The organism is Nocardia sp. NPDC059229 (assembly GCF_042754165.1).
GTDB lineage: Bacteria > Actinomycetota > Actinomycetes > Mycobacteriales > Mycobacteriaceae > Nocardia.
Window position 1 is genome coordinate 75,484 of record NZ_JBHZAK010000016.1, and the last position, 19,750, is coordinate 95,233.

Consider the following 19,750-nt stretch of genomic DNA (forward strand, 5'->3'; position numbering starts at 1 on the left):
TGTGTGAACGCCATGAAAACAGTTCACAGATGCATTGCTGAGAGGTTGCGGATTGACATAGTGTCATAGTCAGTCGATCGCGGTACCGACATTGCGAGCGCAGGATCGCCTCCATTCAGCTCCATGACGCTGCGGATTCGACGGTCGGGGACCCGTCTGCGAAGGATTCACCATTAGCCAATTCCCGCGCTCTGCAACACAATTAACGCTGCCGCGGACCGCTGCGGCTGGGCCCGGCAAGGTCCTTGTCGTCGAGAGCAACCCGGCGATGGCAGAGATCGAGGTACTCGTGCTGGCCAACGCCGGCCATGAGGTGATTTCTGCCCCCAACGCGCAGCGCGCTTTGAACCTGGCTCGGCGATGGAATCCAGACCTGGTGCTGCTCGAGCTGGACCTGCCCGACCTGCCGGGCGCGCTACTGTGCCGGCAGCTGCGGAAGTGTTCACCGATTCCGATCATCGCGGTCTCCCTCGATGGCGATCCCGATGCCATCGGTGACGCCTACGCGGCCGGTGCGTGTGACTACCTGCCCAAACCGCTCAGAAGCGGTGAACTGCTCGACCACATCCGTGACCACCTCACGGCACCGCAGGTGGCCTGAAACATCTGGGTTCGGTGTTGGCGCGCCGACCGTCGGGAGCGGTCGGCGCAGGTGTTGGTATCAGTTTGTGTCGGCCAGTTGGCGCAGGGCCGATCGCTGGATCTTCTTCGACGGGGTGAGTGGGAGCGAATCGAGGAATACGAAGCGGCGCAATCGAGTCCACTCACCGATGCGGTCGATCACGAGATTCCGTAGTTCGGTCTCGAGGTCGGCGAGTGGGAGGGGGTGGCCGGGTTTCGGGACGATGAAGGCTACGGGGACCTGCGTGTAGAACGGGTCGGGCGTGGCGACCACGGCGCAGCGCTGGACCTGGGGGTGGGTGGTGAGGATGTGTTCGACGTCGAGGGCGGGCAGGCTCTCGCCGCCGACGTTGATGATGTCGTCGGTGCGTCCTTCGATCCACAGGTACCCGTCCTCGTCGAGATGACCCGCGTCGGAGGTGTCGTAGTAGCCGGGGAACTTCTTCAGATACGTTGCGGTGAAACGGTCGTCGTCGTGCCAGAGGGTGCGGACGGTACCCGGTGGCAGCGGCAGCTCGATCACCACGTGGCCCGAAACACCCGGCGGGACGACGCGACCGGTCTCGTCCACGATCGTGACCCGGTATCCGGGCAGCGGGCGGGTGACCGAGCCCGGTTTGGCCGGCTGCAGGCCCAGACCGAGGGTGTTCGAGGCGATGGGCCACCCGGCTTCGGTCTGCCACCAGTTGTCGATGGTGGGGCAGGCGAAGAATTCCTGGGCCCAGTTCATCAGATCCGGCTCGACGCGCTCGCTGGCCAGGAAGACGCCCCGTAATCCGCTCGCGCTCCGAGGTTTACGACTGGGAGCGGCCGCACGAATGCGGCGCAGCGTCATCGGCGTCGTGGACAGGACCCGTACGTCGTACTCGTCGATCAGACGCCCGAAGGCATCCGCATCGGGTGTGTCGGTGGCCGAGCCCTCGTAGAGCAGTGTCGTGCAGCCCGAGACCAGTGCGCCGTAGACGGTGAAGGAATGGCCCATCACCCAGCCCGGGTGGGAGTCGGTCCAGAACACCTCGCCCGGGCCCGCGCCGAAGACGTTGCGCACTGCCCATCGGAGTGCGGTGAGATAGCCGCCGGTGTCGCGCACCACCGCCTTGGGCTTGCCGGTCGAACCGGATGTATAGAGCAGGTAGAGCGGGTGTCCGGACTCGACCTGCACCGCGCTGGTGTAGGGCCGTGCCGCCGCGGTCAGCTCCGACCAATCCAGATCCCGCTCCGGCATCGGTTCGCAAGGAGCCCAAGGGCGTTGCAGCACGATGCAGTGGCGCGGCCGATGACTGGACGCCGCCAGCGCCGCATCCACCGCGGCGTGGTAGCCGGTGACGTCACGGTTCTCGAATCCCGCTGATGCCGTGAGGATCACGGCCGGTGCGGCGTCGTCGATCCGGTCGCGCAGCATGGTGACCGGAACGCTCGGCACCACGACATGGGTAATCCCGAGCCGGGCGCACGCCAGCATGGCGACAATGGTCTCCGGGATCGCGGGCATGTGGATGAGGACCGTGTCGCCCGTGCCCACGTGCAGTTCGTCGAGCACTCCGGCGAATCGGGCCACGTGGTCCAGCAACTGCCGGTAGGTGAAGGTCTGCTTGGTTCCGGTGAGCGGGCTGTCGAACACGAGGGCCGGCACTTCGCCGCGTCCCTCGGTCACATGCCGGTCCAAGCAGTTCTCCGCGGCATTGAGGCGGCCTTCGGCGAACCAGTTGTGGAACGGGGCGTTCTCGTTGTCCGGACCGGCATCCCACCGGCGGCTCCAGCTCAGTTCGCGCGCCTGTGTTTCCCAGAACCGCACGGGATCCTCGGCCCACGATCGATACACGGAGTCGAACACGATGAAACCAACTTTCTCTCTTCGGGTTTCGCGATACTTCGCGATGATCCAGAGTCTCCCCCGGTCGGCCTGATCGATGCCCGTCTGGGAGACACCGGGTGACATGTTCTTCGGGAGGCCACGCAACGGCGATGGGCCGGCACCGGTGGCATGTGGTTCATCACGTCTGTCACCGGAGTTGACTGGTGCACAACCGGTTTCGGTGACAGAACGCTACTGCTGGGGAATGATGGAGTGTCTCGATAGATAGCAGTTCGTCGGTCAGTCCAGAACAAGGGGGCAATCTGTCATGGGGAAAGTCGATACCAGGGGTGTGTGGACGCGCGTCAGCGTCGAGGAGTCGCAGTTCGAGGGTCTGAGGCAGCCGGGCATCAGATCGAGCAGCGGAGTCAGATCCAGCATCAGATGGGGAAGCGGCCAGGAGGGGAAGAGCGGTTATGACTTCACCGGCCTCACCGACGTCGAGGCGCGCCTGGACGGTAAGGATTTCAATCTGGGTATCTTCGCGCACTACAACCGCCGAATTCACCTGAAACACAGTCAGTTCTCGGTGTACTTGAAGGTTACTGTCGACTTCCAGGACGAGGGGTTCGACCATACGTTCACCCTGCGTTTTCGCCATAACGAGACGCCCAACCAGCCTGGGGACGTGGACGATGTGGTCAAACTGCCGACAGTTCACGAGGACGACATCGTGCGCGTCGATGATGTCGAATACAAGGTGACGATCAGCGGTTTCCTGGATGACAAGGGCCAGGTGAAGCCGCAGTTCGTAAACCCTGAGGGGGGAATCAAAAGAGTCTGGCTCGTTGCCCGGTTCGAGCCGATCATCGAGCCGGGCTCCTGAACCGCGGCACCCACCACTTCGCCGCCCGCGGCGATGAGACTTGGCGGCCGTAGGGAAAGAAACATCCTGCTCACCGCATACCGAGCCAGGCCACCGCATGCGCTTGCGGCCGGAATCTGTTGCGGTGCAGTACATCCGCGCTGGCACCCGGTGATCTACCGCCCTCGAGGATCTGAGCGGATTCGGTCGAGATTGCCGGCGCGAGGATCACGCGTGCGCTGTCGGCCCCACTCGAGCGTGCGGCCGACAGCCCGTCGTCGCTGACCGCTGGGTCAGACGGCTTCGGCCGCGTTTCGGATGATGGCGGCGACCACTTCGGGACGGGACACGTAAATGGCATGGCTGCCAGGCGTTTCGGCCACGGTCGCACCGATACGTTCGGCCATGGACGCCTGTGCCGCGGGCGGAATCATCTTGTCCTCGGTGACGTGTAGGTACCAGCTGGGCTTGGACCGCCAGGCGGCCTCGCTGATGGCCCCGCCGAGCGCTTCCACACCCCACGGCACCTGGGAGTCGGCCAGGAACTTGGCATCCTGCGCGGCAAGGTCACCGGCGAAGGAATCCGGGAACTTGGCCCGGTCCAGGAACAGATATCCCTGCACCGGCGCCAGGATCGGCGGCTGCGGGCCGTCCTGCGGGAACGTGGCGAGCAGCGTGTTCACCGATTCGCCCTTGTCCGGTGCGAACGCGGTGATGTACACCAGCGCGGCCACTTTCTCGTGCGTCCCGGCCTCGGTGATGACCGCCCCACCATAGGAATGCCCGACCAGCACGACCGGGCCGTCGATTTCGTCGAGCACCTGACGGGTGGTCGCGGCGTCGTCCTCGAGCGACTTGGTCGGGTTCTGCACCACCCGCACCTCGAACCCGTCCCGGGTCAGCTCGTCATAGACACCCCGCCATCCGGCACCATCGACGAAGCCACCGTGAACCAGCACGACGGTCTTGTCCTGCGCAGTCATTCGAACTCTCCCTCTGCGAGTGAATTGCCATACGGCACAACCGAATATAAAGCGCGCGACAGCTGAGGCATCCGTCATTTGACGTAGATCGGCGACACTGGAGCGATCAGCAGATGACACGGCAGTCCCAGGTATAACCACCCGATCTCGGCTCCCCTGTAGGTCGAGACATCGTTGTCGTGGCGGAGCTAGCCTGGTGGGTGGGTCCGGGATGTGGCTTGTCCGAAAGGACCGGTATGCGGGTTGGAGCGCCGGTCAGGCGAGAGTCCGGAACCCGGTGCGATGCAGAACGTCCGCTACTGCCCGAGGAAATGGTCGTAGTCGACAGCGGCATCGGCGACGTCCCGATGCCGGGCAAACGGTTCGATCAGATCAACCACGAAGTGAGGAGATCCGATGTCGGAACTGTCTGGAGTCTCTGCGTTGGTGACCGGCGGCACCAGCGGAATCGGTCGCGTCACCGCGCTGACATTGGCGCGGCGCGGTGCGCGGGTGGCGCTGTCGGGGCGCGACGAACAGCGCGGCAAACAGGTGGTCGCCGAGATCGAGGCGTTCGGTGGCACAGCGGTGTTCATCCCGGCGGATCTGCGCGACAAGGCATCCGCGCAAGCGCTGGCCCGTGACGCGGTCACCCGCCTCGGCAAGATCGATGTCTTGGTCAACAACGCGGGCATCTACCCGTTCGGCCCGACGGAACAGACGACAGAAGCCGATTTCGATGCGGTGTACGCCGTCAACGTCAAGGCACCGTATTTCCTGGTGGCCGAACTCGCGCCCCAGATGGCCGAGCGAGGCCACGGCGCGATCGTCAACGTCACCACCATGGCCGCCGAATTCGGTGCCTCCGGGATGGGCCTGTACGGGTCCAGCAAGGCCGCGGTGGCGTTGCTGACCAAAGCGTGGACCGCCGAGTACGGGCCTCGCGGGGTGCGGGTCAACGCGGTCAGCCCCGGACCCATCCGCACCGAGGGCACCGCGGCATTCGAGGGCTTCGACGAACTGGCGGCGACCACGCCCGCGGGACGGCCGGGAACACCGGAGGAGATCGCCGAGGCCATCGCCTTCCTGGCCGGCAGTCGAGCAGGCTACGTGTACGGCGCGATACTGCCGGTCGACGGCGGGCGCATCGCGATCTAGCCCCTGCGAGCCGGTGGTACCCGGACTCATGTGCCCAGTGGTGGGTCGGTGCCGACCGGTTGCCGGGTGGGTTGAAAGGGTCCCTCGGACGTGATCGAATTGGAGCACGACGGGATGGTTGGTCGTGGCAGACACTGGACTGCTTCGCGGTGTCGATCTGCAGGCTGCCACGGGGTATACGGTGTTCATGACTCTCTAGAAGCACCCGTCGTGTCTATCTGCGTTTCGGTCTCGACACGAGCACTCGACTCGTGCTCGCCGCCTGCACGCGGCCGGGTTGTCCGCGGTGCCGTGTTCGACACCGACCCACGACTATGTGGCCGTCGCTCTATGTCTGTGGACAAGGAGAGAGATGTCTGAGCCGAACTACACCACCGATGCCGCCGGAATTCCGGCACCCAGTGATGACCATTCCTTGACAGTTGGCCCGGATGGCCCGATCTTGCTGAACGACGCGTATCTGATCGAAAAGATGGCGTCGTTCAATCGTGAGCGCCTGGCAGAACGGCAACCGCATGCCAAGGGCGGCGGGGCGTTCGGCACGTTCGAAGTGACCCACGATGTCAGTGCCTACACCAAGGCCGCTGTGTTCCAGCCCGGCACGCAGACCGAAGTGCTGGTGCGGTTTTCCGCCGTCGCCGGCGAACAGGGATATCCCGACACCGTGCGGGATCTGCGTGGGTTCGCGGTGAGGTTCTACTCCGAACAGGGCAATTTCGACCTGGTCGGCAACAACACACCCGTCTTTTTCGTGCGGGATCCGATGAAGTTCCAGGACTTCATCCGGTCGCAGAAGCGCCGCGCCGACAACAATCTGCGCGACAACGACATGCAGTGGGATTTCTGGACGCTGTCACCGGAATCGGCGCACCAGGTGACCTGGCTGATGGGAGATCGCGGCATTCCGGCCACCTTCCGGCACATGAACGGGTACTCCAGCCACACCTACATGTGGATCAACGCTGCGGGCGAACGGTTCTGGGTGAAGTACCACTTCAAGACCGATCAGGGCATCAAGTTCCTCACCCAGCACGAAGCCGATCACATGGTCTCGATCGACATGGACTACCACCAGCGTGATCTGTGGAAAGCGATCGAACACGGCGAGTATCCGAGCTGGACCCTGAAGATGCAGATCATGCCGTTCGACGACGCGAAGACCTACCGCTACAACCCCTTCGATCTCACCAAGGTATGGCCACACGGCGATTATCCGTTGATCGACGTCGGCAAGATGACCTTGAACCGCAACCCTGCCAACTACTTCACCGACGTCGAAGAAGCGGCATTCGAGCCCAGCAACGCAGTACCCGGCACGGGCCCCAGCCCCGACAAGATGCTACTCGGACGCTGGTTCTCCTATGCCGACGCGCACCGGCACCGGATAGGCATCAATTACAAAGAGCTACCGGTCAATTCGCCACACGGCGCCGAGGTCCGATCGTGGGCGAAAGACGGCGCCATGCGCCACCACAACCCCGGCGATCCGGTGTATGTGCCCAACTCGAAGGGCGGACCGCACGCCGATCCCGCTGTGGCGGGACCGTCTGCAGGTTGGTATGCCGACGGCGAGATGGTTAGAACCGCCTACACGCTGCGCGCGGACGATGACGACTGGGGACAGGCTCGCACCCTGGTCCGGACGGTTCTCGACGACGACGCAAGGACACGACTGGTCGACAACATCATCGCGCACCTGCTCGACGGAGTGAGTCAACCCGTGCTCACCAGGACGTTCGCATACCTGCACAACATCGACAAGGATCTCGGCGACCGAGTCGAACAAGGAGTACGGGCCAGGCAGGCGCAACATGAACCAGCAGCCGCAGAGCGTCCGAGAGTCGGCCACACGAGGTAGATGAAAGACCAACCCCGTGTTGCCGGATTGTGAGGTCGGCGCACCGTGCACCTGGATAGATTCGTCGGAATCGGCGAACTACTGTCAACCTGCGGCGGATGTCGTTGGCGCCGTAGAAGATTGGTGAAGGCCTGGGCTGGATTGTGGGTCTGACGGGTTTGCAGGCAGTGGCAAAAAGGTTGCGACGACGCCGGTAATCCCGCTTTCAACTCCACGACATGACAACAAATTGCATTCACAGGAGCATCGTCGTGAGCGAGCACATCGCAGGAGTCGCGATCCCCGACAGCCGACTTGTGACGGAGGCCACCGAACTGGTTCGTAGCAGTGCGCCGCCGTTGCTGTTCCATCACTCCCGGCGCGTCTATCTGTTCGGGATGCTGCAAGGGCAGCGGCGCGGGCTGAAGCCCGATCCCGAGCTGCTGTATGTCGGAGCGATGTTCCACGACCTGGGACTGACCGACACCTACCGCACCACCACCCAACGCTTCGAAGTCGATGGCGCTGACGAAGCCCGCCGATTCCTCACCGCGCATGGAATCGACGACAATGCGGCACAACGGGTGTGGACCGCCATCGCACTGCACACCACACCCAGCATCCCCGAGCACATGGAGCCCGAGATCGCACTGGTGACCGCCGGGGTCGAAACCGACGTCCTCGGCATCGGCTACCACAGCTTGGACCCCGGCGACATCCAGGCGGTCACCGCGGCTCATCCCCGTCCCGACTTCAAGAAGCAGATCCTCGCCGCGTTCACCAATGGTTTCGGTGATCGGCCCGAGACCACCTTCGGAACTGTCAACGCCGATGTCCTTGCCCACTTCCTGCCCGGTTTCACCCGCATCGACTTCGTCGACGTCATCGAATCCAGCCCGTGGCCCGAATAGCCATCCGAGGCCGGGTCTGTCGCCAACTGGGGTCAAGAGTCGCTCAGAGGCCAGTCCTGCTGTGTAACACGGTGACCGGTGTTCGATGACTGCACGGCGTCATCGAGCAGATGGGTCAAGCGCAGGGCGTGGTCGAAATCGGGGGTGGTGTGTTCACCGGAGGCGATGTCGCGGGCCAGCGCGCAATACATTGCCACCACATTGACCGCAGCGTCCGGCAGCGTGTCGGGGGGCTCGTCAACCTGTTGACGCTCGCCGTTGAGGCTGAGGGTGAGCCGACCCACCTGGAAGCCGTTCGGATGACCGCCGGCCAGCAAGATTCCTCCTTCAGTCCCAACAACTTCGAACGTGAACGGTGTGTGGGGTGGCCGGTTGCCGGCGACTTCGACGGCCAGGGCGCAGCCGCTGATCATGCGTGCCTGGACCAGTAGGTGGTCGGGTGTGGTGCGTTGGATCTGCTCGCCGGTGTCGGTGAGCGTGACGGTTGGGTACTGCAGGGTGGTGAGGGCATCGAGGCTGTCGATTCCGCCGAGTACCAGGATCGCCAGGTCCAGGGTGTGACCACCCAAGACCGTGATCAGGTTGGCGCCGCTCTCGATCTTGTTGAGGTAGGCGTATACCGCCGGTAGGCGTGCCCCGAAACCGGCAGTGCTGGAAAGAATCCGGGCGGTCAACGGTCGCCCGATCGCGCCGGCGGCGATCAACTCGGCGGCGCGACGCGCGGCCGGGCTCATGTGGGCCTGCAGGCCGATCGCCACGTGCACCGCACGGGCCCGCACGGCGGCGGCCATCTCGGCGGCTTCGGTGCGGTCGCGCCCGAGCGGCCACTCGCAATACACGTGCTTGTCCGCCGCAAGGGCCGCAAGAACCAGGTCGCGGTGATACGGCACCCTTACGCACACCGAGACGATGTCGATGTCGGGCGCCGCAATGAGGGCGAAGGGATCGTCGTAGGCCGCGCGCACACCGAACGCCGTCGCGGCGGCGTCGGCGCTGGCACGGCTGGTGGTCGCCACCGCCGCCAGCTGCACATCATGGAGGCTGCGCAGTGCCGGGATGTGGGAATCCTTGGCCCAGCTGCGATTCGGGTTGGCGCCGATGACACCGACGCGCAGCGGCCCCGTCATGGCATCCTCACGCTACCTCTCCATGTTCACGAGTTGCCCTGAGCCGTAGGCCCTTTGGATTGGGGTTGTTCACCCGCGCACGCCCCGACACGGCTCAGGCGAACATCGTGAAGAGGGTGTTGAGACCTTCGGCCAGGAGCGGGTGGGTGAAGATCGCGTCGGCCATGGCGGTGTGGGTGAGCTTGCCCAGCATGGCGACCTGGATCATGGTCATGATCTCGCCGCCTTCACTGCCGAGGACTGTGCAGCCCAGGATCTGACCGTTGTCCGCGTCGACGACGGCCTTCATGAAGCCGCGCGTCTCCCCGGTCTCGATGGCCCGGATGACGGCGCTCATCGGGAGCTTCGCCACCCGAATCGCGTGTCCGTTCGCCCTGGCCTCGCGCTCGGTCATGCCGACGCGGCCGAGCTGGGGGTCGATGAACACCGTGTATGGGACGATCCGGTCCCGCGTGCTCGCCTTCCCGTGCCCGATCAGGTTGGCGTGCAGAATGCGGTAATCGTCGTAGGAAGAATGGGTGAAGGCCGGGCCGGGCGTGACATCTCCCATCGCGCAGACGCCGGGCACCGTGGTGTTCAGATACTCATCGACCTCGACGAAGCCGTGGTCGTCGAGACGCACGCCGGCCACCTCGGGGGTCAGCGCCTCCGTATTCGGGATGCGGCCGATGGCCGAGAGCAGGTGTGAGCCTTCGAGCTGTCGCTCACCGTCGTCCGTGCGAACGGTCAGCCGCAGGCGACCGCCGTCGGTCGGCTCGACCCGGACCGGCGCCGACGAGGTCGAGACCGTGATCCCGTCATCGCGCAAGAGAGCGGCGACCTCGTCGGAGACGTCCTCGTCCTCACGCGTCAGCAGGTGCGCGGCGTGCTGGACGATGGTGACCGCGCTGCCGAACCGGCGGAACATCTGCCCGAACTCCAGCCCGATGTAGCCGCCGCCGACGATGATCAGGTGCTCCGGGAGCTCGTCCAACTCCATGATCGACGTCGAATCGAGCACGGGGACCTGGTCCGCGCCGGGGATCGCCAGCGGCTTGGGCCGGGCGCCCGTGTCGATGACGATCACCGGTGCGCTGATCTGCCGCGTCCCGCCGTCGGTCGAGGCGACCTCGACCGACTTCGGCCCGGTGAAATGAGCCTCGCCCTCGATGAGGTCGAGCCCGTCCTGCGTCAGGCGGCTCGCGTAGTTCTGCCGCGCTCCGGCGACCATGGCCCGTTTGCGCTCGCGCACCGCGGCCAGGTCCACCGATACCGGACCGATACGGACGCCGTACTCCGCGGCGCGGCGCGCCTGGTGGGCGAGGCGGGCGCTGGCGACCATCGTCTTGGTCGGGGTGCACCCGTAGTTCACACAGACACCGCCGAGTTGGCCACGCTCGACCAGCGCCACCCTGTGGCCCGCCTTCGCCAGCTCGACGGGAAGGAACCGGCCGCCCTGGCTGGCTCCGATCACAATCGTGTCGTAGTGCTCATCGGCCATTACGCTTCTCCCCTCGTTGAGCCGGGCGGGTAGGTCGCGACGGCAGGGAACCACCGACACGGCACGCAGGCGCCACCGGCCGCGCGAATCGGTCAGCCGAGCTGGGGGACCACGCCGTGGACGCTGTCGATGAAAGCGGTGAAATCCGCCATGAACCGGGTGAGGAACTGCCTCGTCGAGTCGTCGAGGACATCGCCGTCCGGGGTGAAGACATCCGGGCGGAACTGGATGTAGGCCTCCGGGGAAGTCATCTGCGGGGAATTGCAGTAGCCCAGGACACTGCGCAGGCTGAGCTGAGCAATCGCGGTGCCGATCTTGCCCGGCGAGGCGCCGATGACGGCGGACGGCTTGAGGGTGAACGAATTGTCGCCCCACGGGCGGCTGGCCCAGTCGATGGCATTCTTCAGCGCGCCCGGGATCGAGCGGTTGTACTCCGGCGTCACGAACAGCAGGGCGTCGACGGCGGTGATGGCCGCCTTGAGCGCCCGGCCCTCCGGCGGGTAATCGGCGTCGTAGTCGTGGTTGTAGAGCGGCAGATCCTTGATCGGAATCTCGGTGAACGTCAACTTTGGTGGTGACAGCTGGATCAGGGCCTTGGACAGGATCCGGTTGATGGATTCCTTGGACAGACTGCCGATGATGTAGCCGACCGTGTAGGTACTCACGCGATGCCTCCTGACCAGAGATTTCCGATGCTGAACGGAGCGCCTGGCGTCGTAGACGCACGGCGGTTTCGACGGGAGTGCAGGGTCAACGTAGCACTTCACAGCGGTCGCTCGCCCGGGTATCGGGGCCGTGGACAAGCCGTCCACCGAGGAAGGTGTGAGTCGGGTTGAGATCGCGCAGCGTCTCGGTCGGACCCTCGGCAGGATCCCGATCCCAGATGGTGAGGTCGCCGAGGCGGCCGGGGGCCAGTACGCCGCGGAGGGTTTCCTCGCGTGTCAGACGCGCGGCGTTCGTGGTGTGCAGGGCGACCGCTTCGTCGTAGGAGATGGCGTGCTGTGGGCCCTGAACGCCGATGACGGTTTCGCGGGTCATCATGCCCCAGACCGAGCGCATCGCGCCGAATTGACCGACCGGGAAATCGGAGCCACCGGTGACCAGGGCACCCTGATCGATCCAGCCCCGGGCCGGGAACAATTCGGCTACCCGCTCCGGGCCCCAGTACTCACGCTCCACTTCGGCGGCGTCGTGCAACAACGGCTGCTGAATGGTGACCGGCACCCCCAGGGCGACGGCACGGGCGCGCTGCTCGGGCCCGGCCAGGCCGCCGTGCTCGATGACGAGGGTGCCCGCCGGCAGACCCGGATTGTCGTGCAGCACACGCTCATAGACGTCGAGCAGAATGCGCACGGCGCGATCACCGTAGGCGTGGGTACCGACGCGCCAACCCCGGCGCACGACCGCGGTCACGGCCTCGACCAGCGCGTCGGGCTCCCACATGACGATTCCGGAGAAACTGTGGTCGCAGGCGTAGGGCTCTTCGGTGGCGCCGGCCTCGAGGCCGCCGTCGATGCCGAACTTCATCCCCCACACATGCAGCCACGGGTCCGCGTTGTAGCGCAGCTCCTCCATGTGATCGAGTGCTTCGTTCATCGCGGCCCCGTTGGTCAGGCCGAACGCACCGATCAGGGCCCGCACACGGGTATTGAGCAGGCCTTTGTCGCGGGCGGTCTGCAGCAGTTCGTAGTCGGCGAAGGACACCGCGCAGTCACGGACCGCGCCGATACCCGTGGCCGCGTAATCGCCGCTGGCCAACCGGAGCCCGTCGATGCGCTGCGGCCCGTCCTCCTCCGGGACGAAGTTCTCCACCAGCCGCAGCGCACTGTCGATCAGCCGGCCGTTGAGGCGGCCGTTCTCATCGCGGCCGATGACTCCGCCGGGCGGGGCCGGGGTGCTCTCGGTGATGCCGGCCAGGCGCAGCGCGACGTTGTTGACGACGTCGTTGTGGCCGCCACGCTTGACCAGTACCGGGTGCCGATCGGTGGCCTGGTCGAGTTCGTCGGCAGTGGGCATCCGCCGCTCGGCCAGGTTGAGCTCCTGCCAGTTGGTCGTGGTGCGGATCCACTCGCCCTCGGGTGTGGCGGCAGCCCGCTGCCGGATCAGATCCAGGAACTCGGCGATGGTGTGCGCGGTGTGCACCGGGACGTCGTGTGCGCCGCGGGCCGCGAACATCAGGTGAGTGTGGGTGTCGTCGAAGGTAGGCAGCACGGTGGAGCCCGGCAGATCCAGCACCACGGTCCGCGCAGTGGCGAGGGCGTCGAGACCCTGCGGGTCCGAAGAGACGGCGATGACGCGGTCGCCCTTCACAGCCAGTGCACGCTGCGGGTCCAGGCCCGGCACCAGCGTATGCACCTTGGCCGCTTTGACTATCAGATTGGCACCATGATCGGACATGTTCTTCTCCCGGATCGACTTGTCGCACACTCACGGAGCGGCAGTACCGGTACCGGGGCCGATCGACGCCCCGGATCAATGCCGCTCTGACACCACTGTGGTACGCCCCCGAGTTGAGGAAACACAACAAACTCCGGTGCTCTGAACTCAAAACATGACAGTGACTGTGCCTATCATGACGAATGTGCGACACGACCTGGATCAGACGGACCGTAGAATTGCGGCGTCGCTTCTCGCCTCACCGCGCGCCTCCTGGCGCGAGATCGGCCACTGCCTCGGGTTGTCCGAACGCACCGTCGTACGTCGTGCTGTCCCGCTCTACGGCGACGGAACCTTGCGTGCCACCGCCGTCCGCAACCCCGCCTGCTTTCCGGGCGCGGTCCCGATCGCCCTGCGAATCCGCTGCCACCCCAACAAGATTCGCCAGGTGGCCAACGCCCTCTCGCGAAGACCGGACACCATCTGGGTCGACATCCTCGGCGGGGGCGACGAAATCTCCGCCGTCTTCTTCCTCGACAATCCGGACAACCGCAATGCCCTGCTGCTGCGAGACCTCCCCGCGACCGACGCCGTGGTCTCCTGGACCGCCCACACCCTGCTGCGCGTCTTCCGCACCACCTTCCGCTGGACCGCCGGCCTGCTCACCGCCGAAGAAACCGCCGGGCTCGCCATCGAAGAGCCCGAAATAGTCGCTACACCAACTGATTTCCCGGCACCGCTCGACATCGACACCACGCTCATCGCCGCGCTGGTCGAGGACGGCCGAATCACCTACACCGACCTCGCCGACCGCATCGGCACCGGCGCGATCACCGCCCGGCGACGCCTCGATACCTTGTTGCGCGGCAACGTCATCCGACTGGCGACCGAAGTGGATCTCGCCCTGCTCGGCGCGCACGCGGAGGCCCTGCTGTGGATCAGCGTCCAGCCTCGCGCCCTGGAACAGGTCGCCGAAACCCTTGCCGGACATCCCCTCGTCCGGTTCGTCGCCGCGACCACCGGCACCGTCAACCTGCTGGTCGCGGTAGCCACCACCGACCTCAGTGCCATCTACGCCTTTCTCATCGACACGATCGGCCCTCTGAGCGGCATCTCCGCCATCGACACCACCCCGATCCTGGCGACCGCCAAACGCACCGGTCTCGCGCGCCGGCCATTCCCCGAGTCGGGCGAGAACGCGAGAAACGGTCGGCGGTGAAGACCTCAGATCCACACTCGGTGGGCTGGTCGGTCGAGGCACCACCATGATTTCTGCAGGGCTACAGGCACTCCCGGGCAGGAAGGGCAGGCCGGATCGGCTGAGAGGGCTCGTCCTGGTGTGTCGTCCGGCGGCCTCAGCAATCTGGATGGCCGCGACCGGGGAAGGCTGATGTCCTCGGCGTCGATTCAGTCGGTGGTGTCGCGGACGGATGTGGTTGAGGACAGGTTCGTCTCGAGTTTCGCCAAGGCGCGGAGCAGCTGGCGTTGCTGGCTCGTGCTCATGTCGCCGACCGTGTCGGTTTCGAGGTCCGTCCACAGTTGCTCGATGCGGCTGCGCAGGGCCGTCCCGGCCGCTGTCGACTCGACCAGGGTGGCTCGGCCGTCGGTTGGATCTTGGCGGCGACGTACGAATCCGGCCCGCTCGAGGCGCTGCACCGTGCGGGTCATCGAGGCCGAATCCGTATCGAATTCGGTTGCCAGGTCCGATTGGCGCTGCGGCCCGGTGTCCCACAGGTGCATCAGCAGCAGCTCGTGGCCGGGATGCAGGCCCAGGCCCTGAAGTAGTTGCCGGGCACGCATCGCATGCAGGCGTGTGGCTCGAATGAGAGCATTGCTGACCGGGCCACCAGAAGCAGCCGTCGATGCAGCGACGCGACTGCGAGATGTTGGTCCGGTCGTCATGGAGACCAACGTATCGCAGCTCAGTCGACGTGTAGTCGACCACCCGAGCCCAACGTCGGCCGGGGTTCCATGGTGTCGGCCGTGTTCTGGAATAGTTGGATCGCACAAAGTGCTGTCTTGGACAGGTAACCCCGTAGAGATCGACCGGGCCCGGTCGGCATCGTGCCGGGCCCGGTCGCATACTGCGTTCGTCGGCGGGATGTCTTGTCACACAGTCGTACTCATGTGCAGAGGTTCGGCCCGGCCGTCGTCAACGCAGCACGAATCCGCCGTCGACGACCAGCGTTTGGCCGGTCAGTGCAGCGGCCGCGTCGGTGGCCAGGAAGGCGACGGTTGCCGCCGTGTCGGCCGGGACGAGTCGCCGGGCCAAGGCCTGCCGATCGACTTGGGCGGCGAAATCGTCGTCGGTGTTGACGGTGCGTGAGCCGGGAGTGTCGGTGAGGCCGGGCGCGACCGCGGTCACCGCGATGCCGTCGGATCCGAGCGCCCGTGCCAGCGACCGCATGATGCCCGTCAGCGCGCCCTTGCTGGCGACGTAGGGGAGTAGGACGGGTGCGGGCGGCTCCCAGAGGGTGTCGGAGGTGACGAGCACGATCCGGCCGAACCCGCGCTCTGCCATGCCCGGCGTGAAGGCCTGAGCGAGCCACAGCACCGATTCGACATTGACCGCCTGGACGTGTCGCCAGGTCTCGGCATCCAGGTCCTGCAGCGAAGCCTGGTCGAAGGCGCCCGCACTGTGCACGAGAACGTCTGCGCGGCCGAAGTTTTCGAGAACCTGTGCGGCGGCCCGCCTCGTGGACTGCTCGTCCGCGAGATCGACCTCGATATCGCCGCCGCGGTCGAGCACGACGGTGCGGTGCCCGCTCGCCCGCAACTCGTGGACGATGGCCGATCCGATCGCGCCCGCGCCGCCGGTGACCACGGCTACCCGGCTGTTTGTCGTGGCCGTCATGGCTTCAGCACCAGCTTCCCACTGGTTACGCCTTTTTCGAGCCGGCGGTGCGCTTCGGCGGCTTCGGCCAGTGGCAGCGTGTGAATCTCGGGGACACTGATCGCCCCGGACGTGACCCAGCCGACCAGCCGCTGCAGCGCGGCACCCGCATCGGCGAGGCGGTGTTCGAACCAGATACCGAGGTTGAAGCCGATCAGGGCCTGGCTGGGTGCGGGGTCGTACAGCAACGGTTGCAGGGCTGCCGAGTCCAGACCTTCCACCGTTCCGGAGACCGAACCGTAGACAACGACCCGCGCGAACGGCGCGAGAATCGTCAGCGTTTCCATGAGGCGTGCGGGCCCGGTCATCTCCAGCGCGACGTCGACGCCGCGGCCGCCGGTGAGCTCCAAGACCTGGTCGGTCCAGTTCGGAGCGGTGTAGTCGACGGTGTGATCGGCTCCGAGCCGCAGCGCGATCTCTCGTTTGGCCGCGGTACCGGCACCGGCGATCACGGTGGCGCCCTTCAGCTTTGCGATCTGCACGGCGTAGCTGCCCACGCCACCGGCCGCGGCCGGCACGAAGACGGTTTCGCCGGGCTGGAGATGGGCGACCTCGTCCAACATGATGGCAGCGGCCAGGCCGGAGACGACGATGCCCGCGGCCGAATCGGGTGACAGGCCAGGCGGAATCGGGATCAGACTCCCGGCCCAGGCCACCGTGAGTTCCGCATAACCGCCGGAGGCATCGTTTCCGACGGTGCCGAACACCGGTGTTCCGATCGGAAGGTTGTCGACGCCCCCACCGACCGCGACCACCGTCCCGGCCACCTCCGCACCGGGCACGAACGGGACGGGCGTCGGGACCGGGTACACGTCGCCGCGGCGGCGCATGACGTCCGAGAAGTTGACCGCGGCGGCCTGGACGCGGACCACCACCTGGCCCTGACCGGGCACCGGGTCGGGCACGTCCACCAGCTGCAGGACGTCCGGTCCACCCTGTTGCGTCATCTGGATAGCTTTCACGTCAGAACTCCCTGGGAAGCTGGGCACTGCGTCGTCGGTGGTCGGCGGCGCTGCAGGCAGGCATTTACCTGTCCTAGTCAGGCAAACGACTGACCAGGGCATCCTATTCCAAGTGACGGTGACTAGCTGTCCGGGTTGACCAAGACTCGCCGAGATCGAAGGCGCGTCAACCCATGACACCACCCAGCGAGCAGCGAGCCAGACCTGACACCCGTTCAGAGTCGATATCGAGATGTTCTGGCGGGCATGGCGATCGTGTACCCCTCACCGCGGCGGTTCGGGCCATCGGGAGTCCGTGCTGGGGAGTCGGGCTATCGAGGATCAGTCGCTATGGGAGTGCCGCTGTATGACAACCCGGTCGTCGCGGGGCAGGTCCAGGCCGCCGGAGCCGGGATCAGGGTGAAGTTCGGCCGGGTACGGCCCGCCGAGATGCGCGAGGCGATATTGACGGTCCTGGACGACCCGTCGTACCGCCAGGCGGCGTTACGGGTGCAAGCCTCGTTCGTGGCCGCCGGTGGTGCCGTGGCCGCAGCCGACTTCCTGGAGAAATTGGCATGAGCTGCAGGCCGTTGCCTCCGAGATCTTCAGCGGGATCGAGGTACGGTTCCTGGCATGAGCAAGACAACCGTGGAGTTGTCCCATCCGATCTCGGACGGCATGCTCACCTACCCGGGATTGACGGGACCGCGGGTCACCACAGATGTTTCGCGTCAGCAGTCGCCACTGATCGACATGGCCTATGACATCGCGCGGGTGGATATGGTCGGCAACACCGGCACCTATATCGATGCGCCCTTCCATTTCCATGCCGATGGCGCCGATATCGCCGAGTTGCCGCTGGAGCGGCTGCTCAATGTACCGATCGTGATGATCCGCGCGGCGGGCATGCGCGCGGTGGGGCCGGATGTACTCGGTGACCCGGCACGGCTGTGGGGCAAGGCGGTGCTCGTACACACCGGATGGTCGGCTCGGTGGGGGTCGCCGTCGTACCGGGGCCCCGGGCATCCGTTCCTGATCGGTGAGGTCGCGGAGGCGCTGGTCGCTGCGAATGTGGCGGTGGTCGGAATCGACTCGCTCGATATCGACGATATTTCCCTGCCCACGCGTCCGTGTCACCACGCATTGCTCGGGGCGGGCATCCCGATCATCGAGCAGATGACGAACCTGGACGTGGTCCCCGACATCGGTGCCAGGCTGGTCGCTCTGCCGGCGCCGGTGCGCGGGATGGGCTCGTTTCCGCTGCGCGCTGTTGCCTGGACCGATCACGGCGGCGCTGGTAGCTGATCACGATTTCACGAATTGGGCGCCCGGGCCGGGGGTGCGGTGGATGGCCGCCGGGGGTAGCTGGGCATGGCCCGCGGCGCATTCCAGGACGAGCCGGACCGGGGCTTCGCAGTCGTGATCGGCGCCGGGGGTGTGATGGCGGATCACGACCGACGGCCCCTGCGGGTCGGCCAGATACTTGTCGCCCCACTCCAGCAACGCCACCAGGGTCGGCCGCAGGTCGAGGCCGCGCTCGGTGAGGCGGTACTCGTAGCGCTGCCGGGAACCCGGCTCCTGGTATGGGATGCGTTGCAGCACACCGGCTTCGACCAGGCTGTCGAGCCGGGCGGAGAGCAGGTTGCTGGCGATACCCAAGCGGTCACGGAAGTCGCTGAAGCGAGTCGCGCCATCGATGGCCTCTCGAACGATCAGCAACGACCAGCGTTCGCCCACTACCGACAGCGCGCGTCCCACCGAGCAGTTGGCGGTGTCGATTCGACGATCCGGGTCCATGCGGCCACCCTACCTAGCTAGGTTGACAATCTCCACTCAGAGGCCCTAGCGTTCGTTCATCTGAGTTTAGAAACTAAATCTAGGAGGTCGTCGCCATGCCTATGCTCGATGTCTACATTCCGGAGGGCACCTTCACGGGCGAGCGGGAAGCGGCGCTGATGAATCAGATCACCGAAATCCTCATCCGCCATGAGGGATTCGACCCCGCCGATCCGGTCACGCGCTCGGTCTCGTGGGTGTTCCTGCACCGCCCGGCAGCGGTCTACGTCGGCGGCGCACCCGCCGACATGCCGCGGTACAAAGTGGTCCCGTCGGTCCCGGAAGGACAACTGGACACCGCCAAGCGAGCCGGCGTCATCGCAGAGGTCACACAGGCGATACTCGACGCGGAGGGCGGCGCGTGGCCGCGTGACCCCGGCCGAATCTGGGTGTTCCCCACCGAGATTCCCGAGGGACACTGGGGCGGGTTCGGTGAAGTCAGGCCATTGAGCCGTATTCTCGGCCGGCTGACCGGCGACGACGCACGGGCCACCCGGCTGGCGGCCGAGCGGATCGCCGCCAGCCGCGTCGAACGCACCACGCTCCCGCACAGCGCGCGCTGACCACCTGGTACCGGTGCCACCATCTGCGAGGCAGCACCGGCACCGACGGCCTCCGGCAACAGCTCGGATTATGGTGCGGCATAGCCCGATTCGAGGCGGGAGCGCACGTCGTCCGAGGTGATGACCGGGAAAACCTCGAAGTCGATGAGGTCCGCCCAGTTCGCCATCCGCGTGCGGCAAGGTTTCGTCGTCGGCATGCGAAACCAGCCGGCGCGATTCCGCCGAGCCCGAGCCCGCGCGCGAAGATATTTCACGCGGGCGCGGGTGGGCGGAACCAGGCTTCCGAGGGTCAGTATGCGGAGTTGACGTTGTCCATGGAGCCGTAGCGGGCGGCTGCGTAGTTGCAGGCGGCGGTGATGTTGGCTACCGGATCCCAGATGTCCCA

At 65.8% G+C, this 19,750-nt stretch carries 19 protein-coding genes; 9 read left to right on the forward strand and 10 right to left on the reverse strand.

All coding sequences use genetic code 11. From position 1 onward, the window contains the following. Positions 1 to 208: 208 nt before the first annotated feature. Complete coding sequence (locus ACFXHE_RS31155; RefSeq protein ID WP_379388199.1) at positions 209 to 601, forward strand: response regulator transcription factor; 393 nt, start codon at positions 209 to 211, stop codon at positions 599 to 601. Between the two features lie 60 nt (positions 602 to 661). On the opposite strand, the gene ACFXHE_RS31160 is transcribed toward ACFXHE_RS31155, so the two are convergent. Then, positions 662 to 2,455, reverse strand: coding sequence for an AMP-binding protein (locus tag ACFXHE_RS31160; RefSeq protein ID WP_379387992.1), 1,794 nt, complete (start codon positions 2,453 to 2,455; stop codon positions 662 to 664). Between the two features lie 289 nt (positions 2,456 to 2,744). Between ACFXHE_RS31160 and ACFXHE_RS31165 the strand changes: the two genes are divergently transcribed. Then, on the forward strand, positions 2,745 to 3,302 hold the full coding sequence (locus ACFXHE_RS31165) for a choice-of-anchor K domain-containing protein (protein ID WP_379387994.1): 558 nt from the start codon (positions 2,745 to 2,747) through the stop codon (positions 3,300 to 3,302). Between the two features lie 272 nt (positions 3,303 to 3,574). On the opposite strand, the gene ACFXHE_RS31170 is transcribed toward ACFXHE_RS31165, so the two are convergent. After that, the gene (locus ACFXHE_RS31170) at positions 3,575 to 4,264 is read right to left on the reverse strand and encodes an alpha/beta fold hydrolase (RefSeq protein ID WP_379387995.1); all 690 of its coding nucleotides are present in this window, start codon (positions 4,262 to 4,264) and stop codon (positions 3,575 to 3,577) included. A 396-nt stretch (positions 4,265 to 4,660) separates the two neighbouring features. Here ACFXHE_RS31170 and ACFXHE_RS31175 point away from each other — a divergent pair, with 396 nt between their 5' ends. The 3 genes from ACFXHE_RS31175 to ACFXHE_RS31185 all read left to right on the forward strand — a co-directional run bounded on the left by ACFXHE_RS31175 (position 4,661) and on the right by ACFXHE_RS31185 (position 8,149). Then, complete coding sequence (locus ACFXHE_RS31175; RefSeq protein ID WP_379387997.1) at positions 4,661 to 5,401, forward strand: SDR family NAD(P)-dependent oxidoreductase; 741 nt, start codon at positions 4,661 to 4,663, stop codon at positions 5,399 to 5,401. Positions 5,402 to 5,753: 352 nt separating this feature from the next. Further along, entirely contained in the window at positions 5,754 to 7,259 is a 1,506-nt protein-coding gene (locus ACFXHE_RS31180) for a catalase (RefSeq protein WP_379388200.1), read from the forward strand. A gap of 251 nt (positions 7,260 to 7,510) precedes the next feature. Further along, positions 7,511 to 8,149, forward strand: a complete 639-nt coding sequence (locus ACFXHE_RS31185) for an HD domain-containing protein (protein WP_379387999.1) — start codon at positions 7,511 to 7,513, stop codon at positions 8,147 to 8,149. A gap of 32 nt (positions 8,150 to 8,181) precedes the next feature. On the opposite strand, the gene ACFXHE_RS31190 is transcribed toward ACFXHE_RS31185, so the two are convergent. The 4 genes from ACFXHE_RS31190 to ACFXHE_RS31205 all read right to left on the reverse strand — a co-directional run bounded on the left by ACFXHE_RS31190 (position 8,182) and on the right by ACFXHE_RS31205 (position 13,153). After that, positions 8,182 to 9,276 carry a Gfo/Idh/MocA family protein gene (locus ACFXHE_RS31190; RefSeq protein WP_379388000.1) on the reverse strand — a complete coding sequence of 365 codons (1,095 nt, stop codon included), beginning with the start codon at positions 9,274 to 9,276 and terminating at the stop codon, positions 8,182 to 8,184. Positions 9,277 to 9,370: 94 nt separating this feature from the next. Continuing rightward, positions 9,371 to 10,756, reverse strand: a complete 1,386-nt coding sequence (locus ACFXHE_RS31195) for a mercuric reductase (protein ID WP_379388001.1) — start codon at positions 10,754 to 10,756, stop codon at positions 9,371 to 9,373. Positions 10,757 to 10,848: 92 nt separating this feature from the next. Next, complete coding sequence (locus tag ACFXHE_RS31200) at positions 10,849 to 11,421, reverse strand: NADPH-dependent FMN reductase (RefSeq protein ID WP_379388003.1); 573 nt, start codon at positions 11,419 to 11,421, stop codon at positions 10,849 to 10,851. 85 nt (positions 11,422 to 11,506) lie between these two features. Further along, a complete protein-coding gene (locus ACFXHE_RS31205; protein ID WP_379388005.1) occupies positions 11,507 to 13,153 on the reverse strand; it encodes an amidohydrolase in 1,647 nt (548 codons plus the stop codon). A gap of 175 nt (positions 13,154 to 13,328) precedes the next feature. Between ACFXHE_RS31205 and ACFXHE_RS31210 the strand changes: the two genes are divergently transcribed. Beyond that, positions 13,329 to 14,351, forward strand: coding sequence for an Lrp/AsnC family transcriptional regulator (locus ACFXHE_RS31210; RefSeq protein ID WP_379388007.1), 1,023 nt, complete (start codon positions 13,329 to 13,331; stop codon positions 14,349 to 14,351). A 188-nt stretch (positions 14,352 to 14,539) separates the two neighbouring features. Here the strand turns inward: ACFXHE_RS31210 and ACFXHE_RS31215 are convergent, their stop codons facing one another. The 3 genes from ACFXHE_RS31215 to ACFXHE_RS31225 all read right to left on the reverse strand — a co-directional run bounded on the left by ACFXHE_RS31215 (position 14,540) and on the right by ACFXHE_RS31225 (position 16,987). Next, a complete protein-coding gene (locus ACFXHE_RS31215) occupies positions 14,540 to 14,932 on the reverse strand; it encodes a MarR family winged helix-turn-helix transcriptional regulator (protein ID WP_379388008.1) in 393 nt (130 codons plus the stop codon). A 352-nt stretch (positions 14,933 to 15,284) separates the two neighbouring features. Beyond that, a complete protein-coding gene (locus ACFXHE_RS31220; protein ID WP_379388010.1) occupies positions 15,285 to 15,986 on the reverse strand; it encodes an SDR family NAD(P)-dependent oxidoreductase in 702 nt (233 codons plus the stop codon). Next, entirely contained in the window at positions 15,983 to 16,987 is a 1,005-nt protein-coding gene (locus ACFXHE_RS31225) for a zinc-binding alcohol dehydrogenase family protein (protein ID WP_379388012.1), read from the reverse strand. The genes ACFXHE_RS31220 and ACFXHE_RS31225 overlap by 4 nt, the downstream gene beginning before the upstream one ends. A gap of 330 nt (positions 16,988 to 17,317) precedes the next feature. Here ACFXHE_RS31225 and ACFXHE_RS31230 point away from each other — a divergent pair, with 330 nt between their 5' ends. Further along, positions 17,318 to 17,545 carry a glycosyltransferase gene (locus tag ACFXHE_RS31230; protein WP_379388014.1) on the forward strand — a complete coding sequence of 76 codons (228 nt, stop codon included), beginning with the start codon at positions 17,318 to 17,320 and terminating at the stop codon, positions 17,543 to 17,545. A 54-nt stretch (positions 17,546 to 17,599) separates the two neighbouring features. Beyond that, positions 17,600 to 18,271 (forward strand): cyclase family protein, encoded by a 672-nt coding sequence (locus ACFXHE_RS31235; protein ID WP_379388015.1) that lies wholly within the window; start codon positions 17,600 to 17,602, stop codon positions 18,269 to 18,271. On the opposite strand, the gene ACFXHE_RS31240 is transcribed toward ACFXHE_RS31235, so the two are convergent. Further along, positions 18,272 to 18,763 carry a winged helix-turn-helix transcriptional regulator gene (locus ACFXHE_RS31240; RefSeq protein ID WP_379388017.1) on the reverse strand — a complete coding sequence of 164 codons (492 nt, stop codon included), beginning with the start codon at positions 18,761 to 18,763 and terminating at the stop codon, positions 18,272 to 18,274. A 95-nt stretch (positions 18,764 to 18,858) separates the two neighbouring features. Here ACFXHE_RS31240 and ACFXHE_RS31245 point away from each other — a divergent pair, with 95 nt between their 5' ends. Beyond that, the gene (locus ACFXHE_RS31245; protein WP_379388018.1) at positions 18,859 to 19,365 is read left to right on the forward strand and encodes a hypothetical protein; all 507 of its coding nucleotides are present in this window, start codon (positions 18,859 to 18,861) and stop codon (positions 19,363 to 19,365) included. Positions 19,366 to 19,750 lie beyond the last annotated feature (385 nt).